The organism is Xanthomonas axonopodis pv. maculifoliigardeniae (assembly GCF_041519315.1).
Classification (GTDB): Bacteria; Pseudomonadota; Gammaproteobacteria; order Xanthomonadales; family Xanthomonadaceae; genus Xanthomonas; species Xanthomonas euvesicatoria.
Genome location: NZ_CP167998.1, coordinates 549,667 through 571,272, shown reverse-complemented (window position 1 = coordinate 571,272; position 21,606 = coordinate 549,667). Strand labels below are relative to the sequence as shown.

Below are 21,606 nucleotides of genomic sequence, written 5' to 3'. Positions count from 1 at the left end.
GATAGGTCGATGCAGCGTCTGCGTTGTTTTGCCGCGTTTCTTGCCACCGCCGCGCTGTTGAGCGCGTGCAAGCAGGCGCCTGAGCCCGCTGCGGCGCCGGGCGCCGCGGCACCTGCCGCGCCCAGCGACGGCCCCCGTCTGAGCCGCACCGAGCGGCTGGATGGGTTCTTGCGCACGCGCTACGGCGCCAAGGCCGGCCTGGCCGCGCAGTGGAGCGGCGAAGCCGACGGCTTCAAGGCCGACAGCGCAGTCTGCGCCGAACAGCCGGTGGTGGTGGGCGACCAGGTACAGCAACTGCTGGCGGTCTGCCACAGCCTCAGCGATGCCGGCCACGGCAATCCGGGGCTCATCGATTTCTTCGTGCTGCGCGGCGATGGCGACGGTTTCAAGGTCGTGGCCGAACGGCTCGCCGACGGCTACGGCAGCGCCGGCCAGCCAGGCAGCGTGGACGTCCTGCGCCTGGGCAGCGATTTCTACGGCTTTGCCGTGCACAGTTTCTGGATGGGCCAGGGCCTGATCCTCGAATCGCAGGATCTGGTCGTGCCCGGGCCCAAGGGCCTGGTCAATGCCGGCTCGCTGCGGGCGCACATCGACAACAGCGGCGCACTGGCCTGCGACGACGACGCGCGCGAGCCGGACCAGACCCAGGCGCAATGCCTTGCCGAGGCCTTCGACGTGGATTTCGCGCTGGAGGTGGACAACAGCGCGCCGCAGGCGCGCACCTGGCCGCTGCGCATCCGCGAGCACGGCAGCGATTGCGGGGTGGCCCTGGACAAGACCCACGTCTTCGCGCTCGACACCAAGACCTGGACCTACCCGTTTCCCAATGCACTGCAGCGCGAAGGCTGCAGGTAACGCCCCTTCCCCCGTACTAGCGAGCAACTGCCTTGAAAATCCTCGTCATCGGCTCCGGCGGCCGTGAACATGCCCTGGCCTGGAAGATCGCGCAGTCCGCGCGCGTGCGCGAGGTGCTGGTGGCACCGGGCAATGCCGGCACCGCCACCGAAGCCAAATGCCGCAATGTCGCGATCAAGGTCAATGATCTGGACGGCCTGCTCGCGCTGGCGCAGCGCGAAGCCGTCGCGCTGACCGTGGTCGGCCCGGAAGTGCCGCTGGTGCTGGGCGTGGTCGACCGCTTCCATGCCGCCGGCCTGCGCATCTTCGGCCCCACCGCCAAGGCCGCGCAGCTGGAAGGCAGCAAGGCCTTCGCCAAGGATTTCCTCGCCCGCCACGGCATTCCCACCGCGTATTACGCCGTGCACACCGAAGTCGACGCCGCGCTGGCGTATGTGCGCGAGAAAGGCGCGCCGATCGTGGTCAAGGCCGATGGCCTGGCTGCCGGCAAGGGCGTGATCGTGGCGATGACCCTGGCCGAGGCCGAAGACGCGGTGCGCGACATGCTCTCGGGCAATGCGTTCGGCGATGCCGGCGCACGCGTGGTCATCGAAGAATTCCTCGACGGCGAAGAGGCCAGCTTCATCTCCATGGTCGATGGCAAACACGCCTTGCCGATGGCCACCAGCCAGGACCACAAGCGCGTCGGCGACGGCGACACCGGCCCCAATACCGGCGGCATGGGCGCCTACTCGCCGGCGCCGGTGGTCACGCCCGAGGTGCATGCGCGGGTCATGCGCGAGGTGGTCGAGCCGACCGTGCAGGGCATGATCGCCGATGGCGTGCCGTTCACCGGTTTTCTGTATGCCGGGCTGATGATCGACGCGCACGGCGCGCCGAAGGTGATCGAATTCAACGTGCGTTTCGGCGACCCGGAAACCCAGCCGGTAATGCTGCGCCTGCAGTCGGATCTGGTCGATCTGCTCGACGCGGCCATCGACGGCAGGCTCGATGGCGCGCACGCGCAGTGGGACCCGCGCCCGTCGCTGGGCGTGGTCATCGCCGCCAAGCCTTACCCGGACACCCCGGTCACCGGTGAGATCATCACCGGGCTGGACGCGGTGCCGGCCAGCGCCAAGGTCTTCCACGCCGGCACTGCGCTGAATGCTGCCGGCGAGGTCATCAGCGCCGGTGGCCGCGTGCTGTGCGTTGCGGCGCTCGGCGACAGCGTGCAGGACGCCCAGCGCAACGCCTATGCTGGCCTCGAGCCGATCCACTGGCTCAACGCCTTCCAGCGCAGCGACATCGGCTGGCGGGCCATCGCCCGCGAGCAAGCAGCGCAGGGCTAAGCGCCTCGCGCCTGCAACCACCAGGCATCCTGCCGATACCGGCGCGGGCCACCTGCGGCGCCTGGCACCGTGCGGCTACTGACAAAGAACTAGCCGCCATCCACACCGGCGGCGCGTGGCTGCGGCAATAATGCCCGGGCTCCCTGCCTTGTAGAGACTGTGGCCACTCCCTCCTTCGAAACCCGTTTAAGCCGCTTGTGGGCCCATGAAAAGGCCAGCTATGGCCTGCGTGTGTTCATCGCGCTGGCGGTGGCGATGGGCGTGTGCTGGCACTGGCAACAGCTCACTGCGGTGCCGGCGCTGTTTCTGGGCGCGATCGCCAGCGCCATTGCCGAAACCGACGACAACTGGCTGGGCCGCATCAAATCGGTGCTGCTCTCGCTGCTGTGTTTCGCCGCCGCCGCCGCCGCAGTGGTGGTGCTGTTTCCGTATCCGCTGCCGTTCGTGCTGGGCATGGCGTTGGCTACGTTCTCGCTGACCCTGCTCGGCGCACTGGGCGAGCGCTATGCCTCGATCGCGCAGGCCACGGTGGCCCTGTCGATCTACGCCATGATCGGCATGGACCAGCATGGCAGCCGCGATCCGCTGGTCGCCTGGCACGGCGCGACGCTGCTGCTGATCGGCACCACCTGGTACGGCGTGCTGTCGATCCTGTGGACCATCCTGTTCGCCAATCGCCCGGTGCGCGAGCGGCTGTCGCGGCTGTTTTTCGAATTGGGCCGCTACCTCAAGCTCAAGGCCGATCTGTTCGAACCGGTGCGCCAGAGCGACCTGCATGCACGCCGGCTGGCCTTGGCCGAACAGAACGCCAAGGTGGTCGGCGCGCTCAATGCGGCCAAGACCGCCATCATGAGCCGCTTCGGCCGCTCGGGGCGGCCGGGCGTGCAATCGGGCCTGTATTTCCGGCTGTATTACATGGCGCAGGACTTCCACGAGCGCGCCAGCTCCTCGCACTATCCCTACGAGGCGCTCACCGACGCGTTCTTCCACAGCGACGTGCTGTATCGCTGCCAGCGCCTGCTCGCCTTGCAAGGCAAGGCGTGCGCGGCGTTGGGCGAGGCGATTCGCCTGCGCCAACCGTTCGATTACGGCGACAGCAGCCGCCTGGCCACCGAAGACCTGCGCCAATCGCTGGATTATCTGCACGCGAGCGCCGACCCCGCACTGGCCCGCCTGCTCGGCGCGCTGGAGCTGCTGGTGACCAATCTGCAGAGCATCGAACGCAGGTTGTCGGAAGCGGCGCAATCCGATTCCACCAGCGACAACCTCGACACCCGGCTACGCGATTCCTCGCCGCACACCTTGCGCGAAATGGGCGCGCGGCTGGTGCAGCAACTCACGCCCGGCTCGGTGCTGTTCCGCCATGGCCTGCGCATGGCCATCGCGCTGCTGGTGGGCTACGCCATCATGCAATCCATCCACGCCGACAACGGGTACTGGATCCTGCTCACCACCGCATTCGTGTGCCGGCCCAACTACGGCGCCACGCGCCTGCGGCTGGTGCAGCGCATTGCCGGCACCTTGATCGGCCTGGTCGCCACCTGGGCGCTGATGCAGCTGTTCCCCACCACCGAAGTGCAGCTGCTGCTGGCGCTGGCCGGCGCGCTGGTGTTCTTCATCACCCGCACCGATCGCTACATGCTGGCCACCGCCGGCATCACGGTGATGGCGCTGTTCTGCTTCAACCTGCTGGGCGATGGCTTCGTGCTGATCTGGCCGCGCCTGATCGACACCCTGATCGGTTGCGCGATTGCCGCGGCCGCCTCGTTCCTGATCCTGCCCGACTGGCAGGGCCGCCGGCTGAACCAGGTGATGGCCACGGTGCTCGCCAGCTGCGCGCGTTATCTGGCCCAGGTGCTGGAGCAGTACGCCAGCGGCAAGCGCGACGACCTGCCCTACCGCATTGCGCGCCGCGACATGCACAACGCCGATGCTGCCTTGTCGGTGGCCTTATCCAACATGCTGCGCGAACCCGGCCGCTATCGGCGCAATCTAGATGCGGGCTTTCGCTTCCTGGCGCTGTCCAACACCTTGCTCGGCTATCTGTCGGCACTGGGCGCGCACCGCGCCGCACTGGAGGGCGAACACGACGCCACCATCGCGCAAGCCGGCGAATATCTGCAGCGCGCACTGAGCGAGATCGCCAGCGCCCTTGGCCAACGCCAACCGCTGCCGGCGCACGACGAAAGCGAAGAACTGGCCACCGCCGAAGCGCTGGAACACCATCCGGTGCAACTACCGCCCAAGCAACGCCTGGTGCGCGACCAACTGGCATTGACGCTGCGCCTGCTGCCCAAGCTCCGCGCTGCAGCGCTGGCGGTGACAACGGCGCCGGCGGAGAACACGCCGCGTCTGGCGGCCAGCAAGACCTAGCCGCCAGCGGTCGACAGGCATGGGCGCCGCGCCGTACATGCAGCCTCGATGCGGTAAGCGATGTCGAACACGGCCATGCCGCGTATTCGCCACTGCGTGCAACCGCTGCGTCGTCGCCCCACCGGCCACGCTCACTTCCACTGCCTGCGCGCCACGCTCAGCCCCACCCAACCCAGTGCCGCTGCAGCCAGTACCGCGCCGCCGATCACCACACCCATCCACCCGGCCTGCGCATACGCGGCCGTGCCCAACGTCGACCCCACGGCACCACCGATGAAATAGCAGGTGATGTAGGCCGAGGTGATGCGATTGCGCGCCGCCGGGTTGCGCTGATAGATCACGCTCTGGTTGGCGATATGCACGCCCTGCACTGCGATATCCAGCAGCAGCACGCCGACGATCAGCAGCCCGATCGACTGCGGCGCAAACGCGAGCAAGCCCCACGACAGCAGCAACATCGCCAGCCCGCCCCAGCTCACGCGGTCGCCATGGCCGTGATCGGACCAATGCCCGGAACGATTGGCCGCCAGTGCACCGGCCGCACCGATCAGGCCGAACAAGCCGATCACCGCAGTGCCATAGCCATAACTCGGCCCGGACAACAAAAACGCCAGCGTGGTCCAGAACATGCTGAATCCTGCAAAGATCAGCCCGCCCAGCACCGCGCGCGAACGCAGCACCGCATCGTCGCGCAGCAGCGCCAGCACCGAGCCCACCAACTGCGGATACGCCAGTTGCGCGTTGCCGGGATGGCGCGGCAGCCCGCGCCACAACAGCCCGGCGGTGAGCAACAACGCGACCGAGGCGATCCAGTACACCGTATGCCAGCCGCCGACACCGGCCAGCACGCCGGCCGCGGTGCGCGCCAGCAAGATCCCCAGCAGCAACCCGCTCATCACCGTGCCGATCACCCGGCCACGCTCGTGGGGCGCCGCCAGCGTGGCGGCGAACGGCACCAGGATCTGCGCCGCCACCGAGCTGGCGCCGGTCACGATGGTGCCGACCAGCAACATCGCAAAACTGTGCGAACTGGCGCTCACCAGCAGCCCGAGCGCGCTCAGCACGAACAGGCCCACGATCAGGCCGCGGCGCTCCAGCCGGTCGCCAAGCGGCACCAGCAACAGCAACCCTGCCGCGTAAGCCAGCTGCGCCGCGGTGACCACCGCACCGGCACTGCGCACCTGGATGCCGAACGCCTGCGCCAGCGTTTCCAGCAGAGGCTGGGCGTAGTAATTGCTCGCCACCGCCAACCCGGTGGCGGCAGCCATCAGCAGCACCAGGCGACGGGGCAAGGGCGGGTGGGAGGTGGGCTCGGTCTGCATGGCTGCTGCCTGGTCAAGGAATGTGCACAGTGTGGGCAGCCGGCACGCATCTTTCCAATGTATTGTTTTCACCGTCGCCATCTTTTTTCGAGATTGCATGCTGACCTTGCGCCAACTGGAATTTGCCATTGCCGTGGCCGAAGAAGGCGGCTTCACCGCTGCTGCGCGCCGCTGCAACACCGTGCAATCGGCGCTCAGCCACCAGGTCGCCAAGATCGAAGAGACCTTCGGCGCACGCCTGTTCGAACGCGGCATCCGCCAGGTGCGGCCCACCGCCGCCGGCGAGGTGTTCCTGCACAACGCCCGCCAGACCCTGCGCGCTGCCGAGCGCCTGCACGAGGAAATGGCGCAGGCCCTGGGTACCGTGCGCGGGCGGCTGGCGTTGGGGCAGATTTCCTCGCTCACCACCGTGCAACTGCCGGCGTTGCTGCAGCAGTTCCGCAGCGCGCATGCGCGGGTGGACGTGCATCTGCGCACCGCCATGAGCGAGGCCTTGCTGCACGATCTGGGCGAAGGCCGGCTGGATGTCGCCCTGGTGGGGGTCGGCCCGCAGCTTGCGGTGCCGGCGCAGCGCCTGCTGCTGCATGAAGAGGCCTTGGCCTTGATCGTGGCACCGGGCCACCGCTTTGCCGCACGCAAACGGGTGGCACTGGCCGAGCTTGACGACGAACCGATGGCCGGGCTGGTTCCCGGTGCCGGCGTGCGCGGCATCATCGATGCTGCGTTTGCGCACGGGGGCCTGCGGCAACGCCAGCAGTACGAAGTCACCCACGCCGATCTGGTGCGCGAACTGGTCGCCGCCAACCTGGGCGTGGGCATCGTCCCGCAGACCATGGCCGGGGCCATGCACGGCGTGGTCACGGTGGCCTTGAAGGAGCGTTACCGCTTTCTGACCTACGCGGTGTGGCGGCCCGATCCCAGCCCGGCCGCACGCGCCTTCGTGGCCTTGCTGCGCGCCCAGCTCGCGCAACGCAGGCCGCCGGCACGTAGAAGCCGCTGAACGCAGCCGCCATCCAACAGCACGCCGTGGAAGCCTGCTAGGCTGCGCGCGTTCGCAAAGGAAACTGCATGTCCGGTCACAGTCAGTTCGCCCTGCTCAGGCAGCGCCGCTTCTTGCCGTTCTTCGCTGTCCAGGCGCTGGGCGCGTTCAACGACAACGTCTATCGGCAGGCCATCATCGGCCTGTTGTTCTATCTCGGCATCGATGCCGCCCAGCGCACGCTGTATACCAACCTGGCGCCGGCATTGTTCATCCTGCCGTACTTCCTGTTCTCCGCGCTGGCCGGGCAGATCGCCGAGAAGCTGGAAAAGCAGAAGCTCATCGTGATCACCACCACGATGGAGATTGCGATCATGTCGCTGGCCGCCGTGGGCTTCATCACCGAGAACATGGTGATCCTGCTGATTGCGCTGTTCTGCACCGGCCTGCAGTCCACGCTGTTCGGGCCAGTGAAATATTCGATCCTGCCCTCGGTGCTGAAACCGGAAGAGCTCACCGGTGGGAATGGCCTGGTCGAGATGGGTACATCGATCTCGATCCTGTGCGGCATGATCTTCGGCGGACTGATCTTCCAGATCGCCGGCAGTCATGGGCCGGAGGCTGCCGCCACCGCGGTGATCGCGATTGCCGTCACTGGCAACCTGGTGGCGCGGCTGGTACCGCGCGTCGACGCCGGCGCGCCCGAGCTGAAAATCAACTGGAACCCCATCCCCGAATCGCGCGCCATCATGCGCTTGACCCGGCGCACGTTGGCGGTGCGCAACGCGGTGTTGGGCGTGTCCTGGTTCTGGTTCATCGGCACCGTGCTGACCGCGCAGCTGCCCACCTATGCGCAGCTCAACCTGGGCGGCCAGCAGGACCTGTACGTGTTCGCGCTGGCGCTGTTTTCGATCGGCACCGGCGCCGGCTCGCTGCTGTGCGAACGCCTGTCTGGCCGCACCGTGGAAATCGGCCTGGTGCCGCTGGGCGCGTTCGGCATCAGCGCCTTCCTGCTGGACCTGTACTTCGCCCGGCCTGGCGCGGCGCCGGCCACCGGCCTGTCGATCGGCCAGTTCGTGCAGCAGCCCGGCAGCGTGCGGCTGATCATCGACCTGGTCGGCATCGGCCTGTTCACCGGCCTGTTCGTGGTGCCGTTGTTTGCGCTGATCCAGAGCCGCACGCCCAAGGCCGAGCTCTCGCGCGTGATCGCCGGGCTCAATATCCAGAACTCGTTGTTCATCGTGGCCGCGGCGGTCATCGGTATCGCGCTGCAGTTGCCGCAGGTGGTGCTGTTCGGGGTGCGGATTCCGCTGCCGGGCCTGAGCATTCCGCAAGTGTTCCTGGCGCTGGCGATCGCCAACACGCTGGTGGCACTGTGGATCTTCACCCTGGTGCCCGAATTCCTGATGCGCTTCCTCAGCTGGGTGCTGGTGAGCGTGTTGTACCGCCTGCGCGCGCGCAACATCGACGCGCACGTGCCCGACGAGGGTGCCGCCCTGCTGGTGTGCAACCACGTCAGCTACATGGACGCGCTGATCCTGTCGGCGGTGATCCCGCGTCCGGTGCGCTTTGTCATGTACTACAAGATCTTCCGCATCCCGGTCATGCGCTGGATCTTCCGCACCGCCAAGGCCATCCCGATCGCCGGCGCGCGCGAAGACCCCGCATTGATGCAGCAGGCCTTCGACCGCATCGATGCCGCATTGGCCGATGGCGAGCTGGTGTGCATCTTCCCCGAGGGCGCGTTGACCAAGGATGGCGAAATCGCCCCCTTCAAATCCGGCGTGGAAAAGATTCTGCAGCGCCGCAACGTGCCGGTCATTCCGATGGCGCTGCGCGGCATGTGGTCGAGCATGTGGAGCCGGCGCGACACGCGCCTGGGCCGCATGCGGGTGCCGCGGCGGATGCGCGCGCAGATCGACGTGGTGGCAGGGGCAGCAGTGGCCGGCGATCAGGCCAGTGCCGCGCTGCTCGAACAACAGGTGCGCGCGCTGCGGCAGGATCAGCCCTGAGCCCGGCCGGTGCAGGCTTTGCGTCCATGGCGCGCCGCGAGTAGCCTGTGCGCCATTGCACGCTTTGCCGTCGCAGCCGCCAAGCGGACGCGGCCGGTCGTACCGGGGGGACGTCGTTGTGCTCAACATCATCGCGCCTGAGGCGTCTGCCGTGACCGGCGGGCGTCATGCATTCCAGCGGCTGGCTGTGCCGGCAGCGATGGGCATGCCACCGCGTTCGTTCGCTGCGCAGGCGTGGAGCGCCCGTTCGCTTGCGCGAGCAGCCCTCCGGCACCGCGCAACGCTACTCGCCGCTGCCGCGACCGACACGCCGGCCCCGGCTCACACGCGCGCCAAAGCGCGCATGAGAGTCATCCGGCCGTCGTCAGCGCACACCGGGCGCATCGCCGCCGCGCATGGCGCCCGATAATCCACCCCACTCACCCATCAGTTCGCTGTTGTTTACCACCCAAGGAGCTTCACCATGAGTGCCATGCCACCGCCGATCCATCCCTCGTCCAGCGCCGCGCCCGGCCCGGTACCGAATCACCTGATCTGGGCGATCGTTTCCACCGTGCTGGGCTTTTGCCTGTGCTGCCCGGCGCTGATCTCCGGCATCGTGGCGATCGTGTTTTCCAGCAAGGTCAACGGCCTGCTCAACCAGGGCGACATCGACGGCGCACGTCGCGCCTCCAACACCGCCAAGACCTGGTGCATCGTGACCAGCGTGCTGGCCGCGATCGGCCTGCTGATCAACATCGGCATGGTGGCCACCGGCGGCATGCAGGGCTACATGGACTACATGCAGCAGTTGCAGCACATGCAGTAATGGAACTGCGTCCACGCCACTGGCTTGGACTGGGGGCGGCCACCAGCGTGGCCGCCCTTGGCGTGTCGTTGCTGTATCGCTTCGATCCGAATGCGGGCAACAGCCCGTTCCCGCCCTGCGTGTTCCGCGCCGTCACCAGCTGCTATTGCCCCGGCTGCGGCATGACCCGCGCACTGTATGCGCTGGTCCACTTCGACCTGCCCGGCGCCTTCGCAATGAATCCGGCCGCCGTGCTCGGCCTGTTCACCCTGCCCGGCCTGATCGCCTGGAAAGCCGGCTGGCGCGCACGCTGGTTTGCCCCGGTGGTGGCCGTGATGTCCGAACCGAAGTTCTGGTTATGGGCCTTGCCGATGTATTGGATCGCAAGGAATTTGCCGTGGTACCCGTTTACGCTGCTGGCGCCGGGTTAGACCGCAAACAAGCGCGATGCGCCGAGGTTCCCACGCGGACGCGCGCTACACATCCTTTCGCACGACATCATGCGCGGCGCTACCGCACCCATCCCGCAATCACCAACAACGCCAGCACCACCAACCACAGCAGCAGCACGCGCCACACCAGGCTCATCGCATCGCGGACTTCCGGCAGGCGGCGCCACACCGGTACCAGGCCCGAATCGGTGTAGTCGTGCGCTTCCTCGCGCAGCTCGGCGCTGACGCTGGCGCGCGCCACCGCGCCGAGAAAATGCGGCTCCAGCGACCAGCGATTGCCGTGCGCCTCGCGCCAGGCGCGGAACACCGTATCGAAGTTACCCACCAGCGCCATCGACATCGTCATCAACTGCGCCACCGGCCATTCCAGCACCGCCAGCAACCAGCGCGCGCCAGCCAGATTGCGGGGCGGCAGCAACACGGCCAGCGGGCTTTCCACCGCCAGCGCAGTGAGCCGATACAGCACCGCGCCGAACGGCCCCAGCAGCAAAAACCACCACAGCACCGCGAACCAACGCCGCAGGCCGTTGACCACCACCGCTTCCACCAGCGATGGCGCATCTTCATGCACGCTGCCGCCGGCGGCCTGCAGGTGCGAAATCGCTTCGCGTCGCGTGTGCGGCTCGTCGGCGTCGATGACCGCTTCCACATCGCGATCCAGATCGCGCGGGCCCCAGGTCCAGGCCAGCACCGCCACGCCGAACAGCAAGTCCAGAAAACCGTGCCAGACATCGTCCAGCAGCCACTGCACCAGCAGCACCACCAGCGCCGGCAGCACCGCCAGCAGCACGCCATAGCGCCCTTGCCACGCACCGCGCCCGGCCGCGTAACCGTCCAGCCGGCGCAGCCATTGGCCGAACCAGGCGAAATTGCGCAGCCTGGCTACCTGCGCCGGTACCAGATGGCCCAGCGTGAGCGCGACGACGACGGCAACCAAGGTGGTGAACATGGGCAGGCCTCCTCAGCCGAGTCTAGCCGAGCGGACGCGAGCGCCGCTGCAACACTGCAAAAGCCGGCCTGGCTCAGCCATGCGCACGATGCCAATGCTCGATCAACGCACGCGCAATGGAAATGCGCGGCGGCAACCCGATGTCGCCCTCGCCGGCCAGCGCAGCGCTGACCTGCGCATGGCTGACCCAGCGCGCGTCTTCCAGCTCACCGGTGACCTGCGGCACCTCGGTCGCTGCGGCACGCGCGGTGAAGCCCAGCATCAGCGCGCCCGGGAAGGGCCACGGCTGCGCGCCCAGGTAGCGGCAGTCCTGTACATGCACGCGGGTTTCCTCGAACACCTCGCGCGCCACGGTCTGCTCTAGCGACTCGCCCGGTTCGACAAACCCGGCAATCACCGAATAACGTCCTGGGGCCCAGCTAGCCTGGCGACCAAGCAGCAAGCGCGCTCCATCGCTGACCGCCACGATGATGGCCGGGTCCACGCGCGGGTAATGCTCGGTCTGGCATTGCGTGCAGTGCGCGATGAAGCCGGCGCGCCGGAACGCGATCGCACCGCCGCAGACACCGCAAAAGCGCGTGCGCGATTGCCAGTGCAACATGGCGCGTGCATAGGCGAAGGCGGTAGCGATCTCGGCAGGCCAGTCGGCGGCGGCCTGGCGCAGATCGATCCGCTGCGGCGCCTGCACCGCGACAATGTCGGCCGGCACACAAAACCAGCCCACCGCATCGCGCAGACCCAGGAAGATCGCAGCCTCCGGCCCGTCGCCCAGTTCGGCGCCATCCAGCAAAAATGGCTGGCCATCGGCATCGGCCAGCGCCGCGCCTTTGGCGTCGATCAACAGCACACGGCCCTGCGGCCACAGACGCGCCAGGGCGTCGGGATCGTCACGCAACATATCGCCGCGATCGAGCGGCGCGTGGGTGAAGGCAAAACCGGAAGATGAAAAAAGAGACTCTGACATCGGCGCAAGCCTGCCGATAATCGGCAGCGCCTGCAACCATCGTACGCACTCGACCGAGCGTGCCTGCGGTGCGTGTTCAGACGCGGGCGCCGCCCGCGCTGGCCACCGGCTTGGGACGCGGTTCACGCCTGGTCGCGCGGCCCCCATCACGGGACCGCGCGCAGGCGCGGCCATGCAAGCGCACGCACGTTCGCCAGTGGTCACGGCAGTGCACTGCACCGGCTGCAGTGAAGAACGGTGCAGGTGCGGGCTTGGGATACGCCCGCACCTGCAAACCCTTCGGCAGGGTCAAGCAACGAGCGCTGTATCAGCGCTGCTTGTCCAACAGCTGATGCCGCACCGCCACGATGCACGGCTCGTTCGTCAACAGATGGGCGAAGGCCGAGTTGTCGCTGGAGTTGCCGGTGCCGATATCCACCAACGCCACCTGGTTGCTGCCACGCCGCTTGAAGCTGGCGATGGCGGTCTGCGCGTTCTTGAGCGGAATGGTGGCATCGTTGGACGAACCGCACAGCAAGGTCGGAGTTTGCGGCGTCCACGCCAGCAGATCGTTGCGCGCCAGATCCTGGCGGAACGGGTTGGCGGGGTTGCTGGCAAAGTCGCGGTAGAAGCCAGGCTGGAAATACGCCTTGATTTGATCGATGCCTGGCAAGGTGTCGCCGAGAAACAGATCGGTCAGGCTTTGCTTGCCCGGGAACAACGGCTCCACCTTGGCAGTCCACGGCTCCTGAAACACCTGTCCGGGCTCCAGATAGATGTTCTTGTAGGTGTGCTGCATCGCGACGATGGCATAGCTGCCCAGAATGATGCCGAAGCTGCTTTCGCCTACCGCATTGCTGCCGCTCCAGCTGTCCAAAAATGTCTGCTGCAGCGCGTAAGGCCCGGAGATCGGCGCACTGGCCACCAGATGGAATTCCTTGGACAGATGCGTCTCTATCTCACGCTGGGTGGCCATCGCCGTGTGGCCGCCCTGCGAATAACCCGACAGCATCACCTTGCCCGACAGCGGCGTGTTCAAGCGCTGCAACACACTGCGCGCCGCACGCATCGCATCGATGGTCGCACTCGCCTCGGTCGCGCTGTGCAAATACGGGTGATAACCGTAGTTGGACTTCCCGAGCCCCAGATAATCACTGCTGACCACGACATACCCCTGGCTGGCCAGGCGCGTGACCAGTGGGTCGTTGCCCTTGGCATCGCGGATGTCCTTGGCCTGCTCCTCAGTGCGAACCGTTCCGGTCGGACGTCCCCAGCCGAGCAACGGATACGGCCCTACGCACCGCTCGCCATCTGGAACCAGCAGCACGCCAGATGCGGTTGCAGGTTCGCCTTCGACACCGACGGTTGCATAGGTGAATTCGGCGACACGGACGTTGCATTTGGGCTGTTCGGCCTGCGGCTCGGAGGCCAGCATCGCGCCGATCGCATCACGGCTGTAGCTGGTCAGGAAATTGCTGGTAAGCAAGGTACCGCGCGCGGGCGCGGCCTGCGCGGCGGGTGCAAGCACTGCGCTGGCGATGCCCAACATGGCCGCCAGGCCAAATGCCGATCGGGAGTTGATCTGCAACATGAAGTGATGCTCTCTTGGGGAAGGACGGAACAGACGCGCAGCAATCAGCCGACACCGGATCGGTGCCGGTGCCCGATCCAGGTGCGGAACGAGCGGGAACGGTCACTGCACCACGGCGTGGAATCGACACAAGGCATGGCCTGCGCATCAGCACGGTGTTGCACACGACTGCGGTGGATCAGCGTGGACAAGCGGCAATGCCTGGAGAAAACGCGCATATCGTGGCGCCAGCGGTAAGCACGCACGCAGTATGGTCATCCGGATCTGCGCACCATCGCGCACGCACGAAGCTGGCGCGCGCGCCGCGAAACCTGCAGCGCAGAAAGTGGCGTGGCGCGTTACGCGCGCGTGCAGATCGCCCGCCTTGCGGGCGCAGCCCAAGCAATCGGGTGCGTGCCCGGCGATCGACCGCCAGCGACTCGCTGCATTCCTGCCGTCGTGCTGAAGCACCCTGCAGCGCCGCGCAGGACGCAGGCATTTTCAACTACGCACGTGGCTCGCAACGACGCGCGCGGTTCGCTCGTCTCCACGTGGCGCACAGCGCTGTCATCGTCTTGAAGCATTGCCGCAGTCATTGGGCAACGTGGAAGCACTCACACGCATGCCTGACCAGTGGCGGCCATGTACGCACTGCGCAGCTCGGGTTGGCCGCCTCATCGTGATGGCGGCCGGCGGTCGCCGACGAACTGCAGCCGCACAACAAGCGATGCACCACCCTCATCACAGCGCGCACTGCAAGGCGAGCGAGGCATACCGGCCAGTCCCGCCACCTGCAACGCCCACCTCAGCGCGAGCCGGTCAACATCTCGCGCAAACAGCGCGCAGCCGTGCCGCGATCGATCACACGTTCGGCAATGCCTTGGCATCAACGCAGGTGCCTGCAGGAATAGGCGCTAAGCGCCAGCAATTCGCATTTGCCCAGATGCGTCGAACAATCCGCATCTATCCAGAGGCAATCAGACGCTGAAGCTGCTTCCGCACCCGCAGGTGGTCTTCGCATTGGGATTGCGGATGACAAACTGCGCGCCGGTCAGGCTTTCGGTGTAATCCACCTCGGCGCCCATCAGGTATTGCAGGCTCAGGGGATCCACCAGCAGCGTCACGCCATCGGTGGCCACAGCCAGATCGTCCTCGGCGCGGTTCTCGTCGAACTCGAAACCGTACTGGAAACCGGAACACCCTCCGCCCTGGATGTACACGCGCAATGCCAGGTCGGCGTTGCCTTCTTCCTGGATCAGCTCGCGCACCTTGGCGGCAGCGGCCACGGAGAAGTTCAGTGGCCGGTCGATGGACTGGTAGTCCGGCGCCGGGGCGACAGTAGGAAGCGAAACGAGCGTACTCATGGCGCCAGCATGGGGGCCAGACGGTCCTACTTCAAGCCAGGCCGCCGCATCGGCTGCCGCGGCATTCACCGCGCATGCCGCACTCAGGCGTCGGCGGTTTCGGCCTGCAACGCCGTGGCCGGCTCGGCACGGCCGGCTTCCGGCGCCGGCAGCGCCGCGGTTGCACCGGCCGTCGCGGCATGGATCAGCCGCCCGGTGAGCTGCGCGCCGGCGCTCATTTCCACCACCTGGTAGTGCACATTGCCCTGCACGCGCGCATTGGCGGCCAGTTCGACCCGCTCGGCCGCATGCACATCGCCGGTCAGCTGGCCGTTGATGATCACCACCGGCGCACGCACCTCGCCTTCGATGCTGCCCTGCTCGGCCACCGTGAGGGTCGCGCTGGCGCCGTCTTCGGCGATCACCTTGCCCAGGATGCGGCCTTCCACATACAGCCCGCCGCTGAACATCAGGTCGCCGCGGATGACCACCTGCGGCCCGATCAAGGTATCGACCACGGTCTGCGCACCACGGTTGGACTTGTTTCCGAACATGAGCTACTCCCCCGCGCCATTGCCGGCGACTTTCCAATCGAATGTCTGACTGACCGGCGCCCCATCGCCGCTCAGGGAGATTTTGACACGTTGCGGGGTGAAATCCTTCGGCAGGATCACGCTACCGTCCAGCTGCTGGAAATAGCGGAACGAGTACGGCTGCCCGGCGGCATCGGGCTTCTGGTGCAATTCGTTCCAGCTCACCGTCACCAGCTTGCCGGCGCGCACGCCTTCCACCGCAAAGCGCAGCTGGCCCTGGCTGATCGCGCCGCGGTTGAGGTTCTGGGTCAGCACCACGCTGTAATTCCAGGTGCCGCCGGCTTCGGCAGTGAATTGCACCGAGTGCGCGTTGAGCCCCTTGCGCTGCGCGGTGGAGCCCACCAGCCGCTCGTAGAACGCCACGTCGGCGCGCAGCGCGGCGATCTGCTCGTCGCGCTCGGCCAGCGAGGCCTGCACTTCGGTATTGGCCGCGCGGCTGATCTTGTCGGACATCGCCAGATTGACCTGGCGCTGCTGCAACTGCTCGATCTGCCGACGTTGCTGGGCCTGGCTGCGTTGCGCCTGCTGCAGCGCTGCCTCGGCCTTCACCAGCCGCGGTGCAGCCGTGCGCGTGGCCATCCACCATACCCCGCCCAGCGAAGCCAGCCACACGATGGCCAGCAGCAGCCACAACCAGCGGCGACCGGGCCGGCCGCCGCCGGAGGCACGTTGGACGATCTGCACGCGTGCGGCTGGTCTCATAGGCATCGGGTCCGGACGGGCCGGCGCAATCATGGGCGGCGTAGTGTGCCAGAGCCCAGACAATGGTCGCGCTGGCGTTGGACCGGCGGTTATCCCAAAGTTCTGCGATAGTTCTGCAATTGTTTGCAGGGAACCACGCCATGAGCGAAGCGCATCTGTTCGTGATCGGCATCCTGCTGGCCTGGCTGGCCGGCATCCGGGTCTATCTCACCGTGTTCGGCGTCGGCCTGGCCGGCCTGCTGGGCTGGATCGACTTGCCGCCGGCGCTGCATCCGGCGCAGTCGTGGTGGGTCCTGGGCACCTCCGGCGCGCTGGCAGTGGCCGAGTTCTTCGCCGACAAGATCCCGGGGGTGGATTCGGGCTGGGACCTGCTACAGACGCTGGCCCGCGTGCCCGCCGGCGCCTTCCTGGCCGCGGCAACGCTCTCGCCCGACGGCGACCTGGGCGCGGGCGCCCTGGCGGCCGGTGCCGGCGTGGCGCTGACCAGCCACACGCTCAAGGCCGGCACGCGCGCACTGCTCAACACCTCGCCCGAACCGGCCAGCAACTGGATCGCCTCGCTGGCCGAGGACACCATCGCCACCACGGCCTTGGCACTGGCACTGGCGCACCCCTGGCTGGCACTGGGTCTTGCGGTGGGTTCCAGCCTGCTGGCGGGGCTGGTGGTGTGGTGGGTCTGGCGATTGCTGTGGCGGGGCATGCGTCGGCTGGTTGCGCCGATGCGCCCCGCCGCTACGCCAACTGCACGCAGCTCCCCGCTACCGTGAAGTTCATCGCATAATCACAGCGACTGTAGGGAGTATCGATGGCCGCCCGAGATCCGGTTTCTTCCACCACACGTGACGACACCGCCACGCGTAATCGTGCACTTCGCGCCGAGACGCCGCCGGCCGACCACTGGCGTCGCTGGGCCGATGAGGTTGCGTCGCCGGTCGACACCGCTGTGCCGGTGAGCGCGGCGATCATTCCTGCGCCTGCCACTGCAGCGGTGCCCAGCCCGGCCGCGGCCGTGTCGGCGCCGCGCGCGTCGGCGGCCAGCGGCAGCGCGCGTGTTGCCGCAGCATCGGCGCCCACGGCGTTACCCACATCGGCAGCGGCCACCGCGCCGCACGACGGCGAGGACAATGTCGCTGATGCGCCGTACCGCGTCCTCATCGTCGAGGACGACCGCTCGCAGGCCTTGTTTGCGCAGAGCGTGCTGCACGGCGCCGGCATGCATGCGCAGGTCGAAATGACCGCCGCCAGCGTGCCGCAGGCGATCCAGGACTATCACCCGGATCTGATCCTGATGGATCTGCACATGCCCGAGCTGGACGGCATCCGCCTGACCACGCTGATCCGCCAGCAGCCCGGTCAGCAGTTGCTGCCGATCGTGTTCCTGACCGGCGACCCGGACCCGGAGCGCCAGTTCGAAGTGCTCGACAGCGGCGCAGACGACTTCCTCACCAAGCCGATCCGCCCGCGCCATCTGATCGCTGCGGTGTCCAACCGCATCCGGCGCGCACGCCAACAGGCGCTGCAGCAAGCCGGCGAACAGGTCAGCGCGCGCAGCAATCCGGAAACCGGCCTGCCCACCCGCGGCCACGTGATGGACCTGCTCGCCGATGCGCTGGAGCGCAAGCAGTCCGGCGGCCTGTTCTTCATCGAGATCGCCAGCGCGCTCGGCCTGCGCGAGCGCTACGGCTATGCCGCCTACGAGCGCCTGATGACCCAGGCCGGGCACCGCCTGGCCAGCGCTGCCCAGCCCTACCCGCTGGCGCGCCTGAACGACAACAGCTTCCTGCTGCTGGCCGTCGACATGCCCGAAGCCAGCCTGGAACAGCAGGCACTGGAGATCCGCCAGCGGCTGTCTGCCAACGCCTTCCCGGTGCGCGAAGAAGAATCCGTGCACGTGCGCTGCGCCATCGGCGTGGCACCGCTGGGCGTGGGCTTCGATGACACCGGCAGCGCGCTGGAAGCGGTCGAACGCACCGCGCTGCAGGCACGCCTGCGCAGCGACGGCGTGCAGACCTACCTGGCGCCCAGCCAGGCCGAACAGCAGGAACAACTGCGGCTGGTCGAAGGCCAGCTCGAACTGGCCTATCAGCCGATCGTGGCCGTGGCCGGCGGCGACACCGCGCAGTACCAGGTACTGCTGCGGCTGCGCCAGGCTGACGGCACCTTGCTCTCGGCAGGCCAGGTCATTCCTGCCGCAGAAGCCGCCGGGCGCATCGCCGATCTGGACCAGCAGGTCATGGACCACGCGCTGGGCCTGCTGCACCTGTACCAGCACGCCAGCCCGCCGCTGCGCCTGTTCGTCTCGCAATCGCCGCGCACGCTGGCCCGCGACGCCTTCGCCGACTGGCTGCTCAAGGCGCTGGTCGAACGTGGCGTGGCCGGCCAGTCGCTGATCGTGGATCTGCGCCTGGACGATGCATTGATCCATGCCGTCACCGTGCAGCAGTTCTGCGCCAAGTTGATGCCGGCCGGCGTGCAGTTCTGCCTCAGCCAGTTCGAACCCGGCGACGAGGCCAACGCACTGCTGGCCCAGCTGCCGCTGAGCTTCGTGCGCATGGCCAACCGCTTCGCCGATGCGCACGGCAACGCGGCGGTGCGCGACGAACTGCGCGGCGTCATCGACATCGCCCACCAGCGCGGCCTGCTGATCATCGGCCAACGCATCGAAGATCCGCAGGCCGCGGCTGCGATGTGGATGAGCGGCGTGGATTTCATCCAGGGCAACCTGGTGCAGACGGTCGGCAAGGAACTGGACTTCGACTTCACGAGCGCGGTGCTCTGAGTGAGAGAGCGGGCAGCAGGTCTTCGCGCCTGGGGCATCTTGGCAGTGCTGGCCGCGCTGGTCGCTGCGCTGGGTGCCGGCCTGCAGTGGTCGGCCATCGACGGGCCGTGGCGCGCAGTGACGGCGCTCTCTGCAGCACTGGCAGTGGTATTCGGTCTGGGCGCTGCCGTTGCCGGCTACCGCAGCGCGCGCGCGCAGTACGCCCTGTTGCAACGCCTGGAAGAAGCCGACCTCGCGCGTGAGCGCCTGCAGCAGGAACTGCGGCGCCACGGCGAACTCGAACAGGAACTGTTGCGCGCCAAGCAGGCCGCCGAGGCCGCCACCCTGGCCAAGGGCGAATTCCTGGCCACCATGAGCCACGAGATCCGCACCCCGCTCAACGGCATCATTCCGATGCTGGAGCTGATCTCCAGCGGCCAGCTCAGCGTTGACCAGCGCGACATGCTGCAGACCGCCACCGGCAGCTCGCTGCAGCTGCTGCGCATCGTCGACGACATCCTCGATTACTCCAAGCTCGAAGCCAACAAGCTCGAACTGGAAATCACCACCTTCAACCTGCGCGAGCTGCTCGACGGCGTCATCCAGTTGCTGCAGCGCACCGCCGAAGGCCGCCAACTGCGCCTGAGCCTGGATATCGAACCGTCGGTACGGCTACTGGTGCGCGGCGACCCGATCCGCCTGCGCCAGGTGCTGGGCAACCTGATCGGCAACGCCATCAAGTTCACCGAACGCGGCAGCGTCGACATCCAGCTGCGCCGCCTGGGCGAAACGCGCGCCCAGCACCTGCTGCGCTTCCAGGTGCGCGACACCGGCATCGGCATCGCCCCGGACCAGCAGGCACGCCTGTTCCGCTCTTTCGCACAAGCCGATGCCTCCACCACGCGGCTGTACGGCGGCACCGGCCTGGGGCTGGCGATCTGCAAGCGCATCATCGACCTGATGGGCGGCCGCATCGGGGTGGAATCCGAACCCGGGCGCGGCTCCACCTTCTGGTTCGAAATCCCGCTGCTCAAGGTCATCGGCGACCTCCAGCAGGCCACCGGCGCCGATGCCGCACGGGTGATGGTGATCAGCTCCGATGCGCGCCTGTCGCAACGCCTCAAGCGCCTGCTCGACAGCTGGGGGGTGTCGCACGTGCTCATGGAAACCACCCAGGAAGCGCTCGAACGCGTGCGCCGGCACAACGACAGCGAGGGCTTCCGCTGCGTCATCGCCGACCACGACACGTTGCGCTACAGCGCGCGCGCGGTGCACCGCGCGCTCGCCCGCCCGGAAAACGCCAACAGCGCGCGGCTGATCTGGCTGTACGGCGAAGAACCGGTACCGGCCGAACTGCAGGATCACGCCACTCTGGTGCCGCGACAGAGCCCGGACGAAACCCTGCGCGCCCTGGTGCTGCCGCCCGAACCCAAGCCCGCCCACGTCACCACGCTGGCCTCGGCGATGATCCCCGAGCCATTGCCGCCGCCGATGGCCAATGCGCGCGAGGTGCGCATCCTGCTGGTCGAAGACAACCCGGTGAACCTGCTGGTCGCGCAGAAGCTGCTGGCCGTGCTTGGCTTCGAGGCCGACACCGCCACCGACGGTGAAGCCGCACTGGCCAGCATGGAATCCACCCGCTACGACATGGTCTTCATGGATTGCCAGATGCCGGTGCTGGATGGCTATGCCGCCACCCGCCGCTGGCGCGCGATGGAAACCGAGAGCGGCGGCCGCCCGATTCCGATCGTGGCCATGACCGCCAACGCCATGGCCGGCGATCGCGAACGCTGCCTGGCCGCCGGCATGGACGACTATCTGTCCAAGCCGGTCGCACGCGAACAGCTCGACGCCTGTCTGCAGCGCTGGCTGCCGCGTCAGGCGCTGCTGCCCGGCCCAAGCAGCGCCGGCCAGGCGACCCACGACCCCGAAAGCGCCAGCGCTGCTGCCCAGGCACGCGCACTGCCGATCCTGGACAACAGCGTGATCGACGAGCTGTACGAAGTGGCGGGCGCGGACACCATCACCATCCTGCAGCTGTTCCTGGAAGACGCACCGCTGATCATCGAGCAACTGGAGGCGGCCGCCGCCAACCGCGACAGCATGCAGCTGCGCGACCTCGCCCACACCCTCAAGTCCTCCAGCGCCAACGTCGGTGCGCAGGCGGTGTCCAACGCGGCCCGGCGCATCGAACTGGCCGCCCGCACCGGCACCATCGAACGCCCCTCAGTCATGGTCGCCCTGGTCATCGCCGAATACGCCCGCGCCCGCCTGGCGCTGCTAGGCCAGGTCGCCCGCCTGCAAGCCGCTGCCAGCGCCACAAATCCGTAGTCGCATCAGCGCTGTCGAAGCAGCAGCAGACGCCTGGCGCCGCCACCTGCATCGAACTGCTGAGGGATGCCATCTCGGCCGCGAACACGCTTGGGCACAGCCGCCCTGACCACGAACGTTATTCGGCCGTTGCCCTGACAGCGCGGTGAGCGGCCCAGGATTCTGGTTCCGGAAGGACACCAGAGCCCCTCTCCTGCGGGAGAGGGTTGGGGCGAGGGGACGGGGGCGAAGCTACGCACGCTCATCCGGCAACCGATTTGTGAAGGAAAATCATCAGCGACCCATCGCTGAAACACCGACCGGCAGAAC

Annotated in this window: 17 protein-coding genes; 10 read left to right on the top strand and 7 right to left on the bottom strand. The window is 67.4% G+C overall.

Features of this window, described 5'->3' with window-relative positions:
• Positions 1-9: 9 nt before the first annotated feature.
• The 3 genes from ACDH77_RS02495 to yccS all read left to right on the top strand — a co-directional run bounded on the left by ACDH77_RS02495 (position 10) and on the right by yccS (position 4,556).
• Complete coding sequence (locus ACDH77_RS02495; RefSeq protein WP_071118104.1) at positions 10-855, top strand: hypothetical protein; 846 nt, start codon at positions 10-12, stop codon at positions 853-855.
• Between the two features lie 32 nt (positions 856-887).
• Entirely contained in the window at positions 888-2,183 is a 1,296-nt protein-coding gene (purD, locus tag ACDH77_RS02490) for a phosphoribosylamine--glycine ligase (RefSeq protein ID WP_071118105.1), read from the top strand.
• A gap of 159 nt (positions 2,184-2,342) precedes the next feature.
• Positions 2,343-4,556, top strand: coding sequence for a YccS family putative transporter (yccS, locus tag ACDH77_RS02485; RefSeq protein WP_372353705.1), 2,214 nt, complete (start codon positions 2,343-2,345; stop codon positions 4,554-4,556).
• Between the two features lie 131 nt (positions 4,557-4,687).
• Here yccS and ACDH77_RS02480 read toward each other — a convergent pair whose 3' ends face one another.
• Complete coding sequence (locus tag ACDH77_RS02480; RefSeq protein WP_008574013.1) at positions 4,688-5,878, bottom strand: MFS transporter; 1,191 nt, start codon at positions 5,876-5,878, stop codon at positions 4,688-4,690.
• 97 nt (positions 5,879-5,975) lie between these two features.
• Here ACDH77_RS02480 and ACDH77_RS02475 point away from each other — a divergent pair, with 97 nt between their 5' ends.
• The 4 genes from ACDH77_RS02475 (at position 5,976) to ACDH77_RS02460 (ending at position 10,087) form a co-directional block, all read left to right on the top strand.
• Positions 5,976-6,878 (top strand): LysR family transcriptional regulator, encoded by a 903-nt coding sequence (locus ACDH77_RS02475; protein WP_014089204.1) that lies wholly within the window; start codon positions 5,976-5,978, stop codon positions 6,876-6,878.
• Positions 6,879-6,946: 68 nt separating this feature from the next.
• A complete protein-coding gene (locus ACDH77_RS02470) occupies positions 6,947-8,869 on the top strand; it encodes an MFS transporter (RefSeq protein ID WP_078538382.1) in 1,923 nt (640 codons plus the stop codon).
• A gap of 463 nt (positions 8,870-9,332) precedes the next feature.
• Complete coding sequence (locus ACDH77_RS02465) at positions 9,333-9,677, top strand: CD225/dispanin family protein (RefSeq protein ID WP_005920117.1); 345 nt, start codon at positions 9,333-9,335, stop codon at positions 9,675-9,677.
• Positions 9,677-10,087, top strand: a complete 411-nt coding sequence (locus ACDH77_RS02460; protein ID WP_372353704.1) for a DUF2752 domain-containing protein — start codon at positions 9,677-9,679, stop codon at positions 10,085-10,087. The genes ACDH77_RS02465 and ACDH77_RS02460 overlap by 1 nt, the downstream gene beginning before the upstream one ends.
• 79 nt (positions 10,088-10,166) lie before the next feature.
• On the opposite strand, the gene ampE is transcribed toward ACDH77_RS02460, so the two are convergent.
• The 6 genes from ampE to ACDH77_RS02430 form a co-directional block, all read right to left on the bottom strand.
• Positions 10,167-11,057, bottom strand: a complete 891-nt coding sequence (ampE, locus tag ACDH77_RS02455; protein ID WP_011346190.1) for a regulatory signaling modulator protein AmpE — start codon at positions 11,055-11,057, stop codon at positions 10,167-10,169.
• A 73-nt stretch (positions 11,058-11,130) separates the two neighbouring features.
• Positions 11,131-12,021 (bottom strand): NAD(+) diphosphatase, encoded by an 891-nt coding sequence (nudC, locus tag ACDH77_RS02450; RefSeq protein WP_071118654.1) that lies wholly within the window; start codon positions 12,019-12,021, stop codon positions 11,131-11,133.
• Between the two features lie 307 nt (positions 12,022-12,328).
• Complete coding sequence (locus tag ACDH77_RS02445) at positions 12,329-13,591, bottom strand: lipase family protein (protein ID WP_014089200.1); 1,263 nt, start codon at positions 13,589-13,591, stop codon at positions 12,329-12,331.
• Between the two features lie 956 nt (positions 13,592-14,547).
• A complete protein-coding gene (gene erpA, locus ACDH77_RS02440) occupies positions 14,548-14,934 on the bottom strand; it encodes an iron-sulfur cluster insertion protein ErpA (protein ID WP_008574005.1) in 387 nt (128 codons plus the stop codon).
• A gap of 83 nt (positions 14,935-15,017) precedes the next feature.
• Positions 15,018-15,467: a polymer-forming cytoskeletal protein gene (locus ACDH77_RS02435; protein ID WP_008574004.1), complete on the bottom strand. Its 450-nt coding sequence runs from the start codon at positions 15,465-15,467 to the stop codon at positions 15,018-15,020.
• A 3-nt stretch (positions 15,468-15,470) separates the two neighbouring features.
• Entirely contained in the window at positions 15,471-16,208 is a 738-nt protein-coding gene (locus ACDH77_RS02430; RefSeq protein WP_033478798.1) for a DUF6776 family protein, read from the bottom strand.
• A gap of 140 nt (positions 16,209-16,348) precedes the next feature.
• Between ACDH77_RS02430 and ACDH77_RS02425 the strand changes: the two genes are divergently transcribed.
• From ACDH77_RS02425 to ACDH77_RS02415, 3 genes are read left to right on the top strand one after another with little or no spacing between them, the layout of a single operon-like run.
• On the top strand, positions 16,349-16,975 hold the full coding sequence (locus ACDH77_RS02425; RefSeq protein ID WP_011346185.1) for a DUF4126 domain-containing protein: 627 nt from the start codon (positions 16,349-16,351) through the stop codon (positions 16,973-16,975).
• 38 nt (positions 16,976-17,013) lie between these two features.
• Positions 17,014-18,987: an EAL domain-containing protein gene (locus ACDH77_RS02420; protein ID WP_372353703.1), complete on the top strand. Its 1,974-nt coding sequence runs from the start codon at positions 17,014-17,016 to the stop codon at positions 18,985-18,987.
• Positions 18,988-19,026: 39 nt separating this feature from the next.
• Entirely contained in the window at positions 19,027-21,297 is a 2,271-nt protein-coding gene (locus tag ACDH77_RS02415) for an ATP-binding protein (protein ID WP_218489100.1), read from the top strand.
• Positions 21,298-21,606: the final 309 nt, after the last annotated feature.

Coding starts and splice junctions, on each gene's coding strand:
- ACDH77_RS02495 (WP_071118104.1), top strand. CDS start 10: ATGCAGCGTCTGCGTTGTTTTGCCGCGTTTCTTGCCACCGCCGCGCTG.
- ACDH77_RS02480 (WP_008574013.1), bottom strand. CDS start 5,878: ATGCAGACCGAGCCCACCTCCCACCCGCCCTTGCCCCGTCGCCTGGTG.
- ACDH77_RS02475 (WP_014089204.1), top strand. CDS start 5,976: ATGCTGACCTTGCGCCAACTGGAATTTGCCATTGCCGTGGCCGAAGAA.
- ACDH77_RS02470 (WP_078538382.1), top strand. CDS start 6,947: ATGTCCGGTCACAGTCAGTTCGCCCTGCTCAGGCAGCGCCGCTTCTTG.
- ACDH77_RS02465 (WP_005920117.1), top strand. CDS start 9,333: ATGAGTGCCATGCCACCGCCGATCCATCCCTCGTCCAGCGCCGCGCCC.
- ACDH77_RS02460 (WP_372353704.1), top strand. CDS start 9,677: ATGGAACTGCGTCCACGCCACTGGCTTGGACTGGGGGCGGCCACCAGC.
- ampE (WP_011346190.1), bottom strand. CDS start 11,057: ATGTTCACCACCTTGGTTGCCGTCGTCGTCGCGCTCACGCTGGGCCAT.
- nudC (WP_071118654.1), bottom strand. CDS start 12,021: ATGTCAGAGTCTCTTTTTTCATCTTCCGGTTTTGCCTTCACCCACGCG.
- ACDH77_RS02445 (WP_014089200.1), bottom strand. CDS start 13,591: ATGTTGCAGATCAACTCCCGATCGGCATTTGGCCTGGCGGCCATGTTG.
- erpA (WP_008574005.1), bottom strand. CDS start 14,934: ATGAGTACGCTCGTTTCGCTTCCTACTGTCGCCCCGGCGCCGGACTAC.
- ACDH77_RS02435 (WP_008574004.1), bottom strand. CDS start 15,467: ATGTTCGGAAACAAGTCCAACCGTGGTGCGCAGACCGTGGTCGATACC.
- ACDH77_RS02430 (WP_033478798.1), bottom strand. CDS start 16,208: ATGAGACCAGCCGCACGCGTGCAGATCGTCCAACGTGCCTCCGGCGGC.
- ACDH77_RS02425 (WP_011346185.1), top strand. CDS start 16,349: ATGAGCGAAGCGCATCTGTTCGTGATCGGCATCCTGCTGGCCTGGCTG.
- ACDH77_RS02420 (WP_372353703.1), top strand. CDS start 17,014: ATGGCCGCCCGAGATCCGGTTTCTTCCACCACACGTGACGACACCGCC.